Origin of the sequence: Streptomyces sp. NPDC127114, from assembly GCF_042677525.1 — a bacterium.
Classification (GTDB): domain Bacteria; phylum Actinomycetota; class Actinomycetes; order Streptomycetales; family Streptomycetaceae; genus Streptomyces.
This window is the reverse complement of sequence record NZ_JBHXTJ010000024.1, coordinates 40,948-58,909: the sequence shown is the minus strand read 5'-3', so window position 1 is coordinate 58,909 and position 17,962 is coordinate 40,948. Positions and strand designations below refer to the sequence as shown.

Annotated in this window: 9 protein-coding genes; 6 read left to right on the top strand and 3 right to left on the bottom strand. The window is 75.0% G+C overall.

Annotated elements, in window-relative coordinates:
- The first annotated feature begins 76 nt into the window (after positions 1 to 76).
- The 5 genes from ACFVGS_RS23555 to ACFVGS_RS23535 all read left to right on the top strand — a co-directional run bounded on the left by ACFVGS_RS23555 (position 77) and on the right by ACFVGS_RS23535 (position 6,646).
- Positions 77 to 721, top strand: coding sequence for a TetR family transcriptional regulator (locus ACFVGS_RS23555; RefSeq protein WP_385693577.1), 645 nt, complete (start codon positions 77 to 79; stop codon positions 719 to 721).
- A gap of 255 nt (positions 722 to 976) precedes the next feature.
- A complete protein-coding gene (locus ACFVGS_RS23550; protein ID WP_385693576.1) occupies positions 977 to 3,268 on the top strand; it encodes a molybdopterin oxidoreductase family protein in 2,292 nt (763 codons plus the stop codon).
- A gap of 133 nt (positions 3,269 to 3,401) precedes the next feature.
- The gene (locus tag ACFVGS_RS23545; RefSeq protein ID WP_385693575.1) at positions 3,402 to 4,859 is read left to right on the top strand and encodes a CitMHS family transporter; all 1,458 of its coding nucleotides are present in this window, start codon (positions 3,402 to 3,404) and stop codon (positions 4,857 to 4,859) included.
- A gap of 262 nt (positions 4,860 to 5,121) precedes the next feature.
- The gene (locus ACFVGS_RS23540; protein WP_384416271.1) at positions 5,122 to 5,787 is read left to right on the top strand and encodes a hypothetical protein; all 666 of its coding nucleotides are present in this window, start codon (positions 5,122 to 5,124) and stop codon (positions 5,785 to 5,787) included.
- 151 nt (positions 5,788 to 5,938) lie between these two features.
- Complete coding sequence (locus ACFVGS_RS23535; RefSeq protein ID WP_384416269.1) at positions 5,939 to 6,646, top strand: class F sortase; 708 nt, start codon at positions 5,939 to 5,941, stop codon at positions 6,644 to 6,646.
- A 192-nt stretch (positions 6,647 to 6,838) separates the two neighbouring features.
- Here the strand turns inward: ACFVGS_RS23535 and ACFVGS_RS23530 are convergent, their stop codons facing one another.
- The 3 genes from ACFVGS_RS23530 to ACFVGS_RS23520 are packed head-to-tail and all read right to left on the bottom strand — an operon-like array spanning position 6,839 to position 15,730.
- Entirely contained in the window at positions 6,839 to 10,183 is a 3,345-nt protein-coding gene (locus ACFVGS_RS23530; RefSeq protein ID WP_385693574.1) for an ATP-binding protein, read from the bottom strand.
- Positions 10,184 to 10,238: 55 nt separating this feature from the next.
- On the bottom strand, positions 10,239 to 13,103 hold the full coding sequence (locus ACFVGS_RS23525) for a hypothetical protein (RefSeq protein ID WP_385693573.1): 2,865 nt from the start codon (positions 13,101 to 13,103) through the stop codon (positions 10,239 to 10,241).
- Positions 13,103 to 15,730: a S8 family serine peptidase gene (locus ACFVGS_RS23520; RefSeq protein ID WP_385693572.1), complete on the bottom strand. Its 2,628-nt coding sequence runs from the start codon at positions 15,728 to 15,730 to the stop codon at positions 13,103 to 13,105. Before ACFVGS_RS23520 ends, ACFVGS_RS23525 begins: the two co-directional genes overlap by 1 nt.
- Before the next feature lie 769 nt (positions 15,731 to 16,499).
- Between ACFVGS_RS23520 and ACFVGS_RS23515 the strand changes: the two genes are divergently transcribed.
- Positions 16,500 to 17,891 carry an aldehyde dehydrogenase family protein gene (locus ACFVGS_RS23515; RefSeq protein ID WP_385693571.1) on the top strand — a complete coding sequence of 464 codons (1,392 nt, stop codon included), beginning with the start codon at positions 16,500 to 16,502 and terminating at the stop codon, positions 17,889 to 17,891.
- The last annotated feature ends 71 nt before the right edge of the window (positions 17,892 to 17,962 follow it).

Genomic DNA, 17,962 nt, shown 5'->3' with positions numbered 1-17,962 from the left:
GTCTGCGCCCACCGCGAAACCCTCGCCCACCGCGGCTCCCTCGCCCGCCGCAGTTCCGGCGTCCACCGCGGCTCCCGTGCCCACTGCGGGTCCGGCGTCCACCGCGGGTCCGGCGCCCGCGCTCCGCCGCGCCCCCGTACAGCAGCGCAGCGCCGAACGCCTCGCCCGCATCCTCGACGCCTGCGCCGAGCTCCTCGACGAGACCGGCTACGAGCAGCTGAGCACCCGGGCCGTCGCCGTGCGGGCCGGTGTTCCCATCGGCTCCGTCTACCGCTTCTTCGGCAACAAGCGGGCCATGGCCGCCGCCCTCGCCCACCGCAACCTCGACAGCTACGCCGCCCGCATCACCGCCGGGCTCGCCGCGCTGCCGGCCGTCGACGCCATCGCCGTCATCGACACCGTCCTCGACGCGTACATCGCGATGAAGCGGACCGTGCCCGGCTTCGGCCTCGTCGACTTCGGCATTCCGGCAGCGGCGCCCGGGGAGCCGGCCGGGGACGAGGACCCCAACCTCCGCGTCGCCGACCGGATCTGCGGACTTCTCGCCGCGCCGCTCGGCCGCCCGGTCGACGAGACCCTGCTGCGCAAGGTCCTCGTCTGCGTCGAGGCCACCGATGCCCTGCTCCGGCTCGCCTTCCGCGCCGACCCGGCCGGTGACCCGGCCCTCGTAGCCGAGACCCGCGAACTGCTCCACGCGTACCTCGGCCCATCACTGGCCTGACGGCCCCTCGCGCGGCCCTGACTCAACACCCGCCTGACCGCCTTTCCCGTGGCCCTAACCCCACCCCCGCCTGGCCGCCTCTTCCGCGGCCCTAACCCCACCCCCGCCTGACCACCTCCCGCGCGGCCCCAACCCAGCCGTCCGTTCCCCTCCCGCCAGTGGCCGACCGCGAGGTCTGTCGGACCTCCCTACTGGTCGGTATGCTCGCGCTTGCCCGCGCGCCACCGTCGTTGCCGCCGCCCCAGGGAGACCACCATGTCCACCGCCCTGCGCATCTGCCCCCTGTGCGAAGCGACCTGCGGGCTGACCCTCACCCTCGACGGCGACCGGGTCACCGCCGCGCGCGGCGACCGGGACGACGTCTTCAGTCAGGGCTTCATCTGCCCGAAGGGCGCCTCGTTCCCCGCGATCGACGCCGATCCCGACCGGCTCACCCGGCCGCTCGTTCGCGAGCACGGGACCCTGCGCGAGGCCGACTGGGCCGAGGCCTTCGACGTCATCGCCGCCCGGATCCGCCCGCTGGTCGAGGAGCACGGGCCGCACGCCGTCGGCATCGTCCTCGGCAACCCCAACGCCCACACCGTCGCCGGCGCCCTCTACCCGCCGCTCCTCGTCGGCGCCCTGCGCAGCCGCAGCCTCTTCACCGCCTCGACGCTGGACCAGATGCCCAAGCACGTCTCCAGCGGACTGCTCTTCGGCGACGCCTTCGCCATCCCGGTACCCGATCTCGACCGCACCGACCACCTGCTGATGCTCGGCGCCAACCCGCTCGATTCCAACGGAAGTCTGTGTACCGCACCCGACTTCCCCGGCCGGCTCAAGGCGCTGCGCCGCCGCGGCGGCACCCTCACCGTCGTCGACCCGCGGCGCACCCGTACCGCCCGTCTCGCCGACCGGCACCTCGCCATCCGCCCCGGCACCGACGCGCTCTTCCTCGCCGCACTCGTCCACACCCTCTTCGCCGAGGGACTCACGGACCTGGGCGCGCTCGCGGCGCACGTCGAAGGCGTCGACGACGTCCGGGAGGCCGTACGGGAGTTCAGCGCCGAGGCGGTGGCCGCCGCCTGCGACCTCGACGCCGACGTCATCCGTACCACCGCCCGCGAACTCGCCGCCGCGCCCACCGCCGCCGTGTACGGACGGATAGGCTCGTCCACGGTCGCGTACGGCACGCTGGGGAACTGGCTCGTCGACGTCCTCAACGTCCTCACCGGCAACCTCGACCGGCCCGGCGGCGCCCTCTTCCCGCTGTCCGCGACCGCTCCCGCGCCCCGGCCCGCCGGTCCCGGCAAGGGCTTCGCGCTCGGCCGCTGGACCAGCCGCGTCTCCGGCCACCCCGAGGCCAAGGGCGAACTGCCGCTGGCCGCCCTCGCCGAGGAGATCGACACACCGGGGGAGGGGCGGATCCGGGCGGTGATCACCGTCGCCGCCAACCCCGTCCTGTCGGCGCCCGACGGCCGCCGCCTCGACGCCGCCCTGGATTCCCTCGACTTCATGGTCGCCGTCGACCCGTACCTCAACGAGACCACCCGGCACGCCGACGTCGTCCTGCCCCCGCCGCCGCCCTCGCAGAGCGCGCACTTCGACTTCGCCTTCAACCAGTTCGCCGTACGCAACCAGGTCAGGTACACGCCGGCCGCCGTGCCGCTCGCCGCCGGCCGCATGGACGAGTGCGAGATCCACGCCCGGCTGATCCTCGCCGTCTCCGGGATGCACGGCGCTCCGCCGTCCGCCGTGGACGACCTCGCGATCGACGGCATGCTCGCCAAGGCCGTCGCCCAGGAGCACTCGCCCGTGCACGGCGAGGACCCGAAGGAAGTGGCCACACGCCTCGGCGGAGCCACCGGGCCCGAACGGCGCCTGGACCTGATGCTGCGCCTCGGCCCGTACGGACGCTCCCACGGCCTCACGCTCGACGCGCTGCGCGCCGCGCCCCACGGCATCGACCTCGGGCCGCTCCAGCCGCGGCTGCCCGGCCTGCTCAAGACCCGCAGCGGGCGGATCGAGCTGCTGCCCGCGCCGATCGCCGGCGACCTGCCGCGGCTGCGCGCCGCCCTCGACGCCGAAGCGGCCTTCGGCGCCCGAGTCGCATCCGCTTCCGACTCCGACTCCGCCTCCGCTTCCGACCTCGATTCCGACGCCGCACCCGACCGCGGCACCCTCCGGCTCGTCGGACGGCGCCACCTGCGCTCCAACAACAGCTGGCTGCACAACATTCCGGCCCTGACCGGCGGTTCGAACCGCTGCACGCTCCAGATCCACCCCGAGGACGCCGCCAGGCTCGGCCTCACGGCCGGCGCCCCGGCCCTCGTCAAGGGAGAGGGCGGCGAGCTGGAGGCCGAGGTGGAGATCACCGACGCCGTGCGCCCCGGTGTCGTGAGCCTGCCGCACGGCTGGGGCCACGACCGTCCCGGCACCCGGCTCGGCGTCGCCGCGGGCAGCCCCGGAGTCAACGTCAACCAGCTGCTCGACGGCTCGCGGCTCGACCCGCTGTCGGGCACCGCCGTCCTCAACGGCTTCCCCGTCCAGGTCGGTCCCGCCTCGTAGCCCATGCCGTGACCTGGGGTTTTGCTCGTATTGCTCACGCGTGAACGTCTTGTTAACGCGTGACGGCGGCACCTACCGTCATCCGCACCGCCGCTCTGGCGGGAGTTCAAGGGTGAACGTGAGGTGTCCTCCCATGCTGACCATCCTCGGCTTCGCCATGATCGCGACCTTCCTGGTCCTGATCATGATGAAGAAGATGTCGCCGATCGCGGCGCTCGTGCTCATTCCGGCGTTGTTCTGCGTCGCCGTCGGCCAAGGTGCCCAGCTGGGCGACTACGTCATCGAGGGCGTCGGCAAGCTGGCGCCCACGGCCGCGATGCTGATGTTCGCGATCGTCTACTTCGGCGTGATGATCGACGTCGGTCTCTTCGACCCGATCGTCCGGGCCATCCTGCGGTTCTGCAAGGCCGACCCGGTGCGTGTGGTGGTCGGTACGGCGGTGCTCGCCGCGATCGTCTCGCTGGACGGCGACGGCTCGACCACGTTCATGATCACGGTCTCGGCGATGTATCCGCTCTACAAGAGGCTCGGCATGAGCCTGGTCGTCATGACCGGTGTCGCCGCCACCGCCAACGGCGTCATGAACACCCTTCCGTGGGGCGGCCCGACGGCGCGCGCGGCCACCGCGCTCAAGCTGGACGCGGGCGACATCTTCGTCCCGATGATCCCGGCGCTCGGCGTCGGACTGCTCTTCGTCTTCGCCCTCGCCTACGTCCTGGGCCGGCGCGAGCGCAAGCGCATCGGCTACCTCAACCTGGACGACGTGCTCGCGCCGCGGACCGAGACCGTCCTGGTCACGGCCGGCCGCGGCAACGCCGAAGGCGGCGAGGGTACGGGCACCGGTACGGGTACGGGTACGGGCGCTGGTACGGGTACCGGCGAGGGCGCCGCGAGCGGGACGGGCGCGTCCGCGGGCGCCGAAGCCACGGACGCGGACGCCGACGGCGGCTTCCAGGGGCTCGACCCGCGCCGCGAGACGCTGCGCCCCCGGCTGTACTGGTTCAACGCCGGCCTCACCGTCGCCCTGCTCACCGCGATGATCATGGAGCTGCTGCCCATCCCGGTGCTGTTCCTGCTCGGCGCCGCGCTCGCGCTCACGGTCAACTTCCCTAAGCCGGCCGACCAGAAGGCCCGGCTCGCCGCCCACGCCGACAACGTCCTCAACGTCGCCGGCATGGTCTTCGCCGCCGCCGTCTTCACCGGAGTGCTCACCGGTACGGGCATGGTCAAGCACATGGCCGACTGGCTGGTCGGCGCCATCCCCGAGGGCATGGGTCCGCACATGGCCCTGGTCACGGGTGTGCTCAGCCTGCCGCTCACCTACTTCATGTCCAACGACGGCTTCTACTTCGGCGTCCTGCCGGTGCTCGCCGAGGCGGGCGCGGCGCACGGCGTGTCCCCGCTGGAGATCGCCCGGGCCTCCCTGGTCGGCCAGGCGCTGCACATGTCGAGCCCGCTGGTCCCGGCCGTGTACGTGCTCGTCGGCATGGCGAAGGTGGAGTTCGGCGACCACACGAGGTTCACGGTGAAGTGGGCCGCGCTGACCTCGCTGGTGGTGCTCGCCGCGGGGATCCTGTTCGGGATCATCTAGGGCCTTCGGGGCCGGTCCGGGCGTTGAGGGGCCGGCCCGGGGCGTTGGGGGGCCGGTCCGGGGCGCCGAGGGGCCGGGGCGGGGGAGCTCTCCTGAGGCCCCGGAGGGCGCCGGACAGGGCCGGACGGGGGGCGCCGAGGGCCGGACGGGTGGAAGTCGGAGGGTGGCACGGCACGGTGTCGCCCTCCGTGGCCATGTGGTGACCAATAGTCAGATTATCGGCCCGAGAGATCCGATATCTGACCGACTGGAGGAATCCCGCATGACCGTTCCGGTGCTCCGTCCCCTGCTCACCACCGCCGCCACCGCGCTCGTGATCAGCTCCGCCGCCCTCGCGGGCGCGCCCTCGGCGCTCGCCGCGCCCGGCGACAACGGCGACATCAAGATCCATGAGAAGGGCACGGTCGAGCCCGACCCGAGCAACGACCCGAAGGTGTGCGAGTTCCACATCGCCGCCTTCAACTTCGACGGCCTCCAGGATGTCGACTGGCAGATCTTCAACCAGCCAGGGCCCAACCTTCCCGTGAAGGAGGGCAGCATCGTCCTCGACCAGAACGGCGACGGCTACACCGCCGACATGACGCTCCCCGACGGCATGTACAAGGTCGAGTGGACGTTCCAAGGCCAGCAGGGCGCCAAGAAGAGCAAGGTGTTCAAGGTCGAGTGCGTCACCCCGCCCACCAAGCCGCCGACCACCCCGCCCACCACCGGCGGCAACGGCGACGGCGGCCACCACGGCAAGCCGCCGCACCACAAGCCCCCGCACGGGCCCGTCGGCGCCGGCGGAGGCGGAGCGGCCGACCCGACCTCTCCCGCCGCTGACAGCTCCGCCTTCGGCGTCGGATCGGCCATCGCCGCGGGTCTCGCGGGCACCGCCGGCCTGATCCTCATCCGCCGTTCGCGCCGCCGCAACGATGGCGCCGCGTAGGGCCGACCACCCGCGCGCGGCGGTCCCCGCCGGACCGGCCCCGTCCCCGTACGGGCGGAGCCCGCGCCGGCCCCACCCGCGCGGGTCCGCCCGGCGCGGGCGCACCACCCGGCGCCAGCGCCGGCTCCTCCGGCTCGCCAGAACCGTCGCCGTGACCGTCACCCTGGTCGTCGGCGGCGTCTGGTGGGCCCAGGGCGAGGAGCCGGCCGGCCCGGCACTCGCCGCCGGACCCGCGGCGCACGGCGTGACCGCGGACGGCGGCGCCGGCGGTGACGGAACCGGCGGCAACGGGAAGGGGGCGTCCGGGCACCCGGGCGCCGACCCGGCCGCCGCCGGGCCGGGGGCCCGCGGCGCGTCCGCCGCGCCGAAGCCCCAGCGGCCGCCCGCGCCCCTGAGCCGTTCCCGGCCCACCACCCTCGCCGTCCCCGCGATCACCATCGAGGCACCCGTCATCGGACTCGGCCTCGACAGCACCGGAAGCCTCGCCACCCCGCCCGTCGACAACCCGAAGGTCGTCGGCTGGTACGCCAGCGGCGTCTCCCCCGGGGAACGGGGCACCGCCGTCGTCGTCGGCCACCGCGACACCCGCACCGGACCGGCGATCTTCATCAACCTCAACTCGCTCAACCCCGGCAACACGATCCGGGTCGCCCGCGCCGACGGACGCGTCGCCGTCTTCACGGTCGACCGGGTCCGTACGTACGCCAAGTCGGCCTTCCCCAGCGAGGAGGTGTACGGGGCCACCAAGCGCCCCGAGCTCCGCGTCCTCACCTGCGGCGGAACCTTCGACCGCAAGGAGGGCTACGCCTCCAACATCGTGGTCTTCGCCCACCTCACGGGCGTCGAGCGGGAGATCTGACCCGTGCGCCCCGCAGCGACGCCGGGCGCACGACACCCGGAACCACGCCAAACCCGGACAGGACCCGCCTGTGCGGCGACCGGGACCGGGTCCACGACGCCCGGCACGGCCGGGAACGGCACAGCGGGGCACGGAAGGGAAGGCGTGGCCCGGCGAGACGCCCCTGGGGTCTGTCGGGGTGACCCGGCCTGATCAGGCGGACTGACCCCAGCCCCGGCGGGCCCACGCGATCCTGCGCGTGCCCGCCGGATACGGCAGCCCGGCGGCGAGTTCCGCCGCGTGGACGAACTCCTCCTCGGCCTGCGGGTTCCTGCCCAGCGCGGCCAGGGCCGCCGCGTGCACCGTCCTCGCCTCCGCCTCGGCCAGCCGCTCCCCGGCGCGCAGCGCCCGCGCCACCTCGGCCGCCGCGACCTCCGCCGCCTCCGCGGGGCGGTCGCAGCCCAGCAGTGCCCACGCCGTCAGATGCGCGGTGCCCGTCTCCCGGTGCCCCGCGAGCAGCGCGAGCGCCTCCTCCGGGCGGCCTTCCCGTACGGCCAGTTCCGCGCGCACCGACCGCACCTCGTACTGCGCCTGATGGTCGCCCTGGGCAAGGGCGGAACGTTCCGCCGGATCCAGAAGGGCCGCCGCGCCCGGCTCCGCCGTCCGTATCCGCACGCGGGCCAGGGCCACCAGCGCGTACGGGCTGCTCCACGCGGCCTCGGACTCGGCGTCCCGCACCGCCGTCGCCGCCAGCTCGCGCGCCTCGGCCGGCTCCTCGACCAGCAGGTGCAGTTCCGCCAGATTGGCCCGCTCGAAGACCGTCGCGGTCGGGTCGCCCGAGCGCTCCGCCAGGGCGAGCGCCCGCCGGCCCGTCGCGATCGCCTCCCGCAGCCGCCCCGCCCGCCGCGCCGTCTCGCGCAGCACGGACAGGACCGAGGCCAGCAACTGGGGATCCCCGTACGCCTCCGCGTGCGGCAGCGCCCCCTCCGCCACCGGACCCGCCTCCCCGAACCGGCCCGCGAGCCCCAGCGAGGTCGCCCGCGCCGCGAGCGCCCGGGCGAGCAGCCCGCGCTGCTCCGGGCCGGTCACCGCCTGCGCCGCCTCCTCCGCGGCGCGCGCCGCCGCCACTCCCTCCTCGTAGCGGCCGGACACGAAGCACAGCACCCCGCGCGCCAGATGGTGCGCGCTCGCCACCGCGGGTGGCGTGCCCGGGCCCGGCACGGCCGCGTCGAGCAGCCGGAAGCCCTCGTCCGTGCCCCGTGTCTTCGGCATCAGCTCCGCGAGCCGTGCCGCCGCGAGCACCCGGCCGTCCGCGTCGCCGCGCCGGCCGAGGTCGTCGAGCGCCTCGCGCAGCAGCGCCGCCGCCTCCTCGAACCGGCCCATCCGGCGCAGCACCGCGCTGCGGTCGATCCGGGCCCGCGCGGACTCGGCGGCCAGCGCGTCGAGCCGGTCGGTCAGTTCGGTGTAGTAACGGTCGGCCGTGTCGTTGGCGTAGAGCGCGGCGGCGCGCTCGGCGGCCTGGCGCAGATAGCCGGTGGCGCGCGGGTCGTCCGCCCGCGCCAGGTGCGCGGCGAGGGTGTCCACGGCATCGGGGCGGCGGCGGAGCACCGCCTCCGCGTACGCCGAGTGCAGCAGCCGCCTGCGGGCCGCGGAAAGGGCGTCGTAGCAGGTCAACCGCACCAGCGGATGGCGGAAGGCGAGCCCGGCGGCCGGCCTGCCGCCCACGACCACCTGCCGCTCCTGCACCACCGACGCGGCCACCGCGGCCTCCACCGCCTCGGTGGCCTCGGCCGCCGAGAGCCGCGGGTGCCCGCCCCGCCGGGCCACGTCCAGGACCTCGGCGAGCGCCGCGTCCTGACCGGCCACCGCCACCACGTCCACCACCCTGCGGGCCGCGGGACCGAGCCGTCCGAGCCGCTCCGCGACCAGCTGCCGCACGCCCTCCGGGGCGCCGGACCCGCCCGTGCCCTCGCGCAGGGCGCGGGCCAGTTCGAGGGCGAACAGCGGGTTGCCCAGGGAGAGTTCCCACACCCGTTCCGGTACGGGGCCGTCGCCGCTGTCGCCGACCGCGTCCGCCGCCAGGGCCAGACAGGCGGTGCGGGACAGCCGCGGCAGCTCCACCGACACGGCGAGGGACCGCCGGCGCAGCGCGTCCAGGGCCTGGCGACGCGGATCGGTCCCGGAAAGTTCCTCGTCACGCAGAGTGGCGAGAAATCGCCAACCGCTTCCGTTCTCGCCGGCCAGGCGCGCAAGATGACTGAGGAGCTGGAAGGAGCCCGCGTCCGCCGCGTGGAGATCGTCCAGCACCACCACCACGGGCCGCTCCGCCGCCAGTTCGCCGAGCAGCCCCGCCGTCGCCCGGAACAGCCGGTCCCGCTCCTCCTCGGGACTGTGCCCCGCCTCCGGGCGCACCCGGCCCAGGGACGGCAGCAGCGAGGCCAGTTCGGGATACTCCGCTCCCGTACGGGCCCGCTCCGCGGCCGGCCGGTCCGCCAGCCAGCCGTCCAGGGCCTCGGCGAAGGGGCCGTACGGAGTGTGCCCCTCCGCGTCGTGGCCGGCGCCCCACAGCACGGCCGCACCGCCCCCGGCAGCCAGCCGGGCGGCCTCACCGACGAGCCGGGTCTTGCCGAGCCCCGCCTCGCCGGTCACCAGAAGGGCGGGCGGCGCGTCCTCGGCGAGCAGCCGGGCCAGCACCTCGTCGCGACCGCGCAGCGGCGAGCCCGGCGGACGGCGGAGCGCGGCGGGCGGCGCCGGACTCGCCGCGCGCGGCGCCGGCCGGGGCGCGGCCAGGGCGAGGGCCTCCTGGTGCAGCGCCTCCGTCTCCGGCCCAGGACGCACCCCCAGCTCCGCGTCCAGGGCCTCCCGGCACAGGTGGTACTGGCGCACGGCCCGCCGCCGCAGCCCCTGGCGGAGATACGCCTCGATGAGAATCCGATGCGCGCCCTCCTCCGCCGGGGCCGCCGCCAGAACCCGCTCGGCGGCCGGCACCGCCTCCTCCGGCGCGCCCGCGGCCAGATGGGCGGAGGCCAGCGCGAGCAGGGTGCGCTCGCGCAGGGCGGCGAGGTGCTCCCGGCGCGCCTCGGCCCAGAGGGCGTAGCGGTCCTCCGGCAGCAGTTCGCCGGTGAAGGCGTCCAGCGCGGCGGCGAGGCCGGCCCGCCCGCCGTGCGCCAGGGCCGCCTCGGCGGCGGCCTCGGCCTCGTCGGCGTCGATCCGTACCGTGCGCGGATCGAGGCGGAGGAGGGCGCCGTCGCCGGTCAGGTAGGAGGAGGCGGCACGCGGGGCGAGCTCCGGCTCGATCGCCCGGCGGGCGGCGTGCAGCGCCACCCGCAGGCTGCCCAGCGCGGCCTGTGGGTCGGCGTCGGGCCAGCAGACCTCCATGGCCTGCTCGCGGTGGAGGCGGTGCCCGGGGGAGACCGCGAGCAGTTTCACGAGCGTGCGGGCGCTCGGCCGGGGCCACCGCTCGGCGAGCGGCGCGTCGCCGTCCCGCTCGACCCGGAACCCGCCGAAGAGGTGCAGCCGCAGCACCGGCACCGCACCCGCTGATATGTCAGTGCTCATGAGGGCGCCCACTCTAACGGGCGCCCTCGGGAAGGAATTTCGCTATGACAAGGGGTTAGGAAAGGGACAGAACTCCCGTGATCATTCCGTGGAGCGAGGAGTCCGACAGCACCTGCCGCCCGCCGGACAGCTCGATCGTCCGGTCGAAGCCGGTGTCGTCCTTGCCCAGGCCGACCACCTCGTCCACCCCGTCACCGGTGAGGTCCGCGACGACGATGTTCTGCGTCGCGTAACCGGCCAGCTTGGCCAGGTGCTCGGGGTAGTTGCGGCCGGCCGTCAGGACGGCCGGGTCCCAGACGTAGGCCGCGCCCTCGGTGCCGCCCACGACCAGGCGGCGGCCACCGGGGCCGGTGGCGAACTCGGCCCGGTGCAGGGTCGGCAGCGTGTACACCTCGTACTCGCCGCCGTCCTTGTGGAAGGTGCGCAGACTGGCCGTGCCGGCGAGGAGCAGCCCCTCGTCGCCGGTGAACCAGTTGCCGACCGTCCACGCGCCACCACCCGTGGCGGTGCGGACGACCTTGCCGGAGCGGATGTCACGGAACTCGAAGTACGTCGTCCACCAGGCGCCCTCACGGACGATCCAGGAGTGGACGACCGCGTGACCGTCGGCGTACGGGACGGCGGGGGAGGCGTACACGCCGTGGTAGAGCTGTGCGGCGTAGATCCGGGTGTCCGGGTCGCCGGTCCAGGTCGGGTCGGCCTCCCAGGCGAGGGCGCCGGTGGCCGCGTCGAGGGCCATGCCGCCGACCGTGGCCGAGCCGTCGAGGACGCCGCGGGTCTGGTAGGAGCCGAGGACCCTGCCGTCGGCCACGGCCAGGTCGGAGAAGACCAGGCCCGTGCCCGGGGCGTACTCCCACAGTTTCCGGCCGGAGCCGCTGTAGGCGCGGACCGCGTCCGTCGGGACGAGGAGCTCGTCGGCGCCGTCGCCGTCCAGGTCCGCCACGGTCACCGAGCGGACGAACCCGCCCCGGCCGTCGACGCGTTCACGGACCCGCCCCGTGTGGGCGTCGACCACCACCGCGGCGTGGTCGGCGGCCACCACGAGGTCGTCGTCGTGGCCGTCGCCGTCGGTGTCGCCGATCCGGAGGTCGCCCTGCACCGAGCCCGGCAGGGTGGTCTGCCACAGCAGCTTCGGGCTGCCGGCGGCGAGCGACGGGCCGTCGTACGCCCACAGGCCCTGGGACTGGCCGCCGACGACGACGTCCTTGCGGCCGTCGCCGTTGACGTCGGCGGCGAGTCCGCTGTGCAGGTTGCCCTGGAGCGGGTGGACGGAGGCCTGACGGCCGCTGCCCAGCCGGTACGAGCGGACGTTCTGCTCGTTGTCGGTCCGCACCCGCCACTCGTCGTCCTCGCGGTACGGCTGGGCGTAGATCGGGGAGGCGTCGGGGCCCTTGTGCTGCCAGCGCACCGAGCCGTCCCGGCCGGCGAGGGCGAGCAGGGTGCCGTAGCGGCCGGCGCCCGCGTTGGCCGCGGTGTCCTTGTCGGCGGTGGTGAAGTACGAGGCGAGGACCCGGCCGTCGACGATCCTCAGGCCGAGGGCCGAGTCGCCGTCCTTGCTGTTGGACTCGTCGCGCTTGACCGTGTGTGCCCACAGCTCGCGGGCGTCGGCGCCGTCGAGGGCCCGGACGGTGGCGGTGTTGACGTAGAGGTACGGGTCGAGGGTGGACTCGCTGACCACGTACTCCGGCCCTGCCTCGCCGCGCAGTTCGCCGACGCGGAGGCCGACGGCCAGGGCGTTGACGCGGGTGTCGAGGGTGGTGCGGGTGCCGTCGGCGGGGTCGTAGGCGGCGATCTCGTAGCGGATGCCGTCCCGGTGGTCGGCCTGCTCCAGGGCGACGAGCCGGCCGCGGGCGGTGTCGAGGGCGAGCTGCCGGCCGTAGAGGTCGCCGTCGGTGCGCCACTTCACCGCGCCGTCCGCCGTGTCCAGGACCAGGGTGTGCGCGGCCGCCGGCGCGGTGGCGGTCTTCTTCACGTACCAGGAGACGGCGAGCAGCCCGTCGCCGAGCGGCAGCGTGGAACCCCAGCGGCCGTCGCGGGCGCCGGTGCGGTAGGTCCAGGCGGTGGTGGCGGTCAGCTTCCTGTCCGCGTCGGGGGTGAACCGGAGGGCCTGGAGGCTCGCGGTCGCGTCCTTGGCGGCGTTGGGGTTGGTGGACGGCTGGTCGCCGATGACGAGGGTGTCGCCGACGAGCGTGACCTGCTGGGCGTCCGCGTACAGCCTGGACCACAGGGTGCGGCCGGTGGCGCCGTCGAGGACGGTGACGAAGGTGCCGGTGGTGAGCGGGGAGCCGGGAGAGGTGAAGGGCCGGTAGGGGCTGTTGCCGACGTCGGCGGTGAAGACGACGTCGGCGACGCCGTCACCGGTCAGGTCGCCCTGCGCCCAGCCGCGGTCGGACGCGTCGAGGAAAGGGCTGTTGGCGTGGTAGCCGATGGTGATCCGGGCCGGCCCGGGCTCCGTCTGCCACGGACGGATCGGGGTGACCTGCCAGTCCGCGTACAGGGAGGCGTTGTCCCGCTTCCACGCGGTGCGGCCGTCGGCGGTGAGGCGGGTGACCGTGCCCATGCTGTGCACGGCGAGGAAGTCGCCGTGGCCGCCGCCGAGCTGGGCGGTGTCGGCCTGGCCCTGGTACGTCTCCAGGGCGGAGGCGCGGTTCAGGGCGAGCCCGCCGCCGGCGGTCGTCTCCTCCGTCGACCGGAGCTGCTGCGGGGTGCGGCCGTCGTCCTGCGGGGTGACGTCGAGCGGCGCGGCCGGTTCGACGCGCTGCTCCAGGGCGTCGGCCTGGGCGTCGGTGAGGATCCGGCCGAGCGGTGCGTCGTCGGCGTGGGCGGTGCCGGCGGGCATCGCGGTGAGCGCGGTGAGGCCGAGGCCGGCCGCGACGAGTACGGAGGCGAGGCGGACGCCCCGCCGGGATCGGTCGGTCATCACGCCGCCTTCAGGGAGATACGGATCGCGGAACGGTCGGTGAGCACGGCCTGGTCGGCCGCGTACTGCAGGGCGTCGGTGCCGGCCTGGTTCTCGATGCCGACGGTGGCCCGGGCGCCGGACTCGTACGAGCCGCTGCCGATGGACTGGTACTGGAGGACGACGGCGCCGGTCGCCTCCTCGAAGACGGCCTCGAAGGTGACGCGCTGGGAGGTGTCGGCGGCGAAGGCCGCGTTCTCCCAGACGATCGCGAAGCGGCGCTGTCCGGGCGTGCCCGTGGTGCCGGTCTTCACCGCGGATCTGGCGTCCAGGACGAGGTCGTCCCAGAAGGCGGCGAGGAGGCCGTTGGGCTGGTTGGGGTTGGGCAGCGCGGTGTTGGCGTAGTCGCCGAGGCGAGGGGAGAGCAGGTTCACCAGGCCGTTGGTGGTGACGTGCGCCTGGGTGTAGCCGACGCCGTAGAAGCGGACGGGGAAGGGCAGGGCGACGGTGGTGGCGTTCTCGTCGCCGGAGAGCGCGACCCGGGTGGTGGCGCCGACCCAGGAGTAGGCGGCGGGCAGGCAGCTGTTGCCGGAGCCGTCGGTACGGGCGGGCAGCGCTGCCGTCACGTTCTCGGTGCCGTCCACGATGAGCGAGGCCCGGTAGGTGCCGTTGCACAGGACGGGCGCGGCGGGCGCGGCGGTGAGGGTGAAGGAGCCCTCGGCGACGGCGGGGAAGCGGAAGGCGCCGGAGGCGTCGGTGACGACCGGGGCCAGCGGGGCGTCGGTGAAGCGGACGGTGGCGCCCGTGAGCGGCTTGCCGGTGACGTCCAGGACGGTGCCGGAGACCGCGTGCGCGGGGACGGTGTCGAGCGCGAGGTCGCGGGTCGCGGCCTGGCCGGTGGTGACGGTGAGGCCGTCCTGGACGAGGTCGCGGTAGCCGTAACCGGCCGCCGTGAGCGTGTACGTGCCGGCGGTGAGCGTCAGCCGGTAGGTGCCGGCGGCGTCCGTGGTGACCGAGCGGCGGCCGTCGCCGGAGGCCGAGCCGGCGGTGACGGTGATCCCGGGGAGCGGGGCGCCGGTGGCGCGGTCGGTGACGGTGCCGGTGAGCGTGGCCGCGGTGTGCGGGGCGCGGTCGACGGCGCCGAGGACGTCCAGCCTGCCCTCGCCCCACACGTTGTTGGCGTCGGCGGTGCCGCCGCAGTGGGTGTCGTCGACGTCCCGTGCGGAGTCGTCCAGGACGGCGCGGGTGGCGTCGATGTCGCCGATGGGGGAGGGCGCGGCGGACCAGAGCAGGGCGACGGCGCCGGCGACGTGCGGGGTCGCCATGGACGTACCGGAGAGGGACCGGGAGAGACCGCCCGGCCAGGAGGAGCGGACGTCGACGCCCGGGGCGGAGATGTCGGGCTTCGTCGAGCCGTCGACGCGGGACGGGCCGAAGCCGGAGAAGCTCGCGATCCTCCCGGTGGCGTCGTAGGCGCCGACGCCGTACGCCGGGGCCTGGGCGCCCGGGGCCTCGGTGGTGGAGCAGGTCGTGCCGTCACCGGAGTTGCCGGCGGCGAAGGCCTCGAAGATGCCGGCGGCGTTCCAGGCCTCGATGATGTCCTGGTAGAAGGTGGTGTTCCCGCCGCCCCACGAGTTGTTGACGATGTCGGGTGCGAGGTCCGGCCGCGGGTTCTGTCCCGTGCGGTCGGTGGGCGCGAGGATCCACTGGCCCGACTTCAGGAGCGAGGAGTCGGAGCAGCTGCGGGCCTCGCAGCCCTTGGCGGCGATCCAGGTGGTGCCCGGCGCGACGCCGATGCCGCCCGCGCCGGCGATCGTGCCCATGGTGTGGGTTCCGTGGCCGTTGTTGTCGCAGGGGGCGCCGCCGGTGCACTGACCGGTGGGGTCGTACCAGTTGTAGTCGTGACTGAAGGTGCCGTCGCCGAGGTTGCCCCGGTAGTTGCCCTTGAGCGCGGGGTGGTCGTACTGCACGCCGGAGTCGATGTTCGCGACCACGATGCCTTCGCCGCGGTCGTCGTACTGGGTCCAGACCTGGTCGGCCTTGATGTCCTTGACGCCCCATTCGGGGGTGACGGCGCCGTCGTCGGCGGTCGTGGCGGTCGCCGCTGCGGTGACCGGTCCCTGGGCGGCGGTGTCGAGGGCGTAGTGCCGCTCCTGGCGGAGGGCGGCCACGTCGGGGCGGGCGGCGAGCTGCTCGACGAGCGCCTTGCCGCCGGTGACCTTGACCGCGTTGGCGATCCAGTACGACTCGTAGCCGACCTTCGCGTCGTCGAGGAACCGGGTGAGCGCCCGCTGGCTGCGGCCGGCCTCCGTGCGCAGGGCGTCGAACGTGACCCGGGCCTTGCGGGCGTGGCCGCGCTGCCCGTGGGCCCGGGAGAGGTCGGCCTGGCCGGCGAGCACGACGAAGAAGGTGGCCTCACGGCCGGCCGCCACGGTCGCCGTGACGCCCGGATCGACCTCGGCCGCGGTGGTACGGGCCGGGGGCGCGTCGGGTGCGGGGGCGGCGACCGCGGACGGGGCGGCCAGCAGGGCGGCGGCGGTGGCGGCCGTCGCGGCCCAGACGGTGGCGCCCCGTCTGACGGAGGTTCGGGGAGGCGTGCCGAAGGGCGACCTGAGGGATGACCCCAGGGGTGAGCGGGGCAGGTGCATGGGGTGGCTCCTCCAACGCTGGTTCGGGGGGAAGCCGGCGCCCCGCCGACCGGACGGGACGGGCTCGGCCCGGACGCTAGGGCGGTGCCGTTACTGGGGAATTACTGGCTCCGCCTGGCCGCGCGGCGGGTGCGGCGGGAGGCGGTCGCCGGCCGGCCGCGGTTCGCGGCGGCGAGGGCCGTCCGCGCGGGCCGTGGACAGGGCGGGCCGCGGAGCGCGACGATCGGTCGGTGGCCCGTGACCTGGTCGGTGACCCGGCGCCGCGCGTGGTCCGGCGAGGTGGCGCGTGGGGCCGTCGCCGCGTGACCCTCTGGCGCCGGAAAACTAACAGCGCTAGTTTGGGGTACCGGCGAGTAGCCGGACGGCCCCCACGGCCGCCCGGCACCGCGCGCGCCGGACCGGTGGGACTCACCGCCTGGCACCGCGCGGCGCCGGGCCGGTGGGTCCCACTGCCTGGCACCGCGCGGCGCCAGCCGGTAGGACTCACCGCTTGGCACGCACGGCGCCGGGCCGGTGGGTTCACCGGCTGGCACCGGACGGCGCCGGGCCGGTGGGTCCCACCGCCTGGCACCGCGCGGCGCCGGACCGGTGGAAGTCACCGGTCCGGCACCACCCACCGTCCGGTACCGCGCCGGTCGGTGACACGCACCACCCACCGCCCGGCACCGCGCCGGCGGTGACACGCACCGCCCGGTGGCCGGCCGGTCTCCGGCTGGCGGACCGCCGGCAGCGCACGTACCCGTGCCCGACACGCGAGGAGAGACAGCGGATGAAGGCCCACGACGCGATGTACATCGGCGGGGAGTGGCGCCCCGCCGCCTCCACGGAGACCGTCCCCGTGGTCGACCCGGCCACCGAGCAGGTCGTCGCCCGGGTCCCGGCCGGCACCGCCGAGGACGTCGACGCCGCCGTGCGCGCCGCGCGCGCCGCCTTCCCCGGCTGGGCCGCCACGCCGCCCGCCGAGCGGGCCGCCCGCCTCGGCGCCCTGCGCGACGCGCTCGCCGCCCGCGCCGAGGAGATCGCCGCCACCGTGACCACCGAGCTCGGTGCCCCGCCGCAGCTCGCCGCCGCCGTGCACACCGGACTGCCGATCGCCGTGGCCGGCTCGTACGCCGAACTCGCCGCCACCCACTCCTTCGAGGAGAAGGTCGGCAACTCCACCGTCTACTCCGAGCCGGTCGGCGTCGTCGCCGCGATCACGCCCTGGAACTACCCGCTCCACCAGATCGTCGCCAAGGTCGCCCCGGCCCTCGCCGCCGGCTGCGCGATCGTACTCAAGCCCGCCGAGGACACCCCGCTCACCGCCCAGCTGTTCGCCGAGGCCGTCCACGAGGCCGGCGTCCCGGCCGGCGTCTTCAACCTGGTCACCGGACTCGGCACGGTCGCCGGACAGGCCCTCGCCGAGCACCCCGGCGTCGACCTGGTCTCCTTCACCGGCTCCACCGCCGTCGGCAGGAAGATCGGCGCGCTCGCCGGCGGCGCCGTCAAGCGCGTCGCCCTCGAACTCGGCGGCAAGTCCGCCAACGTCATCCTGCCGAGCGCCGACCTCGGCAAGGCCGTCGCCGTCGGCGTCGCCAACGTCATGTCCAACTCCGGCCAGACGTGCAGCGCCTGGACCCGGATGCTGGTGCACGCCGACCAGTACGAGGAGGCGGTCGAGCTGGCCGCCGCGGCCGTCGCCAAGTACGTCCCCGGCGAGCGCGTCGGCCCGCTCGTCAACGCCCGGCAGCGCGACCGGGTGCGCGGCTACATCGAGAAGGGCATCGCGGAAGGCGCCCGGCTCGTCGCCGGCGGCGCCGACGCCCCGCGCGACACCGGCTACTACGTCTCGCCGACCGTCTTCGCCGACGTCACCCCGGACATGACCATCGCCCAGGAGGAGATCTTCGGCCCGGTCGTCTCGATCATCCGCTACGAGGACGAGGCCGACGCCCTGGCCATCGCCAACGGCACCGTGTACGGGCTCGCCGGCGCCGTCTGGGGTGACCCGGAGGAGGCCGTCGCCTTCGCCCGCCGCATGGAGACCGGCCAGGTCGACATCAACGGCGGCCGCTTCAACCCGCTGGCCCCGTTCGGCGGCTGGAAGCAGTCCGGCGTCGGCCGCGAACTCGGCGCCCACGGCCTCGCCGAGTACCTCCAGACCAAGTCCCTGCAGTTCTGAGCGACTGAGTTCCCCGCGCTCCGTTTCCCAGCGCCGTGCCCCGCGTCGTCCGCACAGAAGGAGCCCCACGC

Excerpts from the sequence above, each read along its gene's own strand:
- ACFVGS_RS23550 (WP_385693576.1), top strand. The coding sequence starts at position 977 with ATGTCCACCGCCCTGCGCATCTGCCCCCTGTGCGAAGCGACCTGCGGG.
- ACFVGS_RS23545 (WP_385693575.1), top strand. The coding sequence starts at position 3,402 with ATGCTGACCATCCTCGGCTTCGCCATGATCGCGACCTTCCTGGTCCTG.
- ACFVGS_RS23540 (WP_384416271.1), top strand. The coding sequence starts at position 5,122 with ATGACCGTTCCGGTGCTCCGTCCCCTGCTCACCACCGCCGCCACCGCG.
- ACFVGS_RS23530 (WP_385693574.1), bottom strand. The coding sequence starts at position 10,183 with ATGAGCACTGACATATCAGCGGGTGCGGTGCCGGTGCTGCGGCTGCAC.
- ACFVGS_RS23525 (WP_385693573.1), bottom strand. The coding sequence starts at position 13,103 with ATGACCGACCGATCCCGGCGGGGCGTCCGCCTCGCCTCCGTACTCGTC.
- ACFVGS_RS23520 (WP_385693572.1), bottom strand. The coding sequence starts at position 15,730 with ATGCACCTGCCCCGCTCACCCCTGGGGTCATCCCTCAGGTCGCCCTTC.
- ACFVGS_RS23515 (WP_385693571.1), top strand. The coding sequence starts at position 16,500 with ATGAAGGCCCACGACGCGATGTACATCGGCGGGGAGTGGCGCCCCGCC.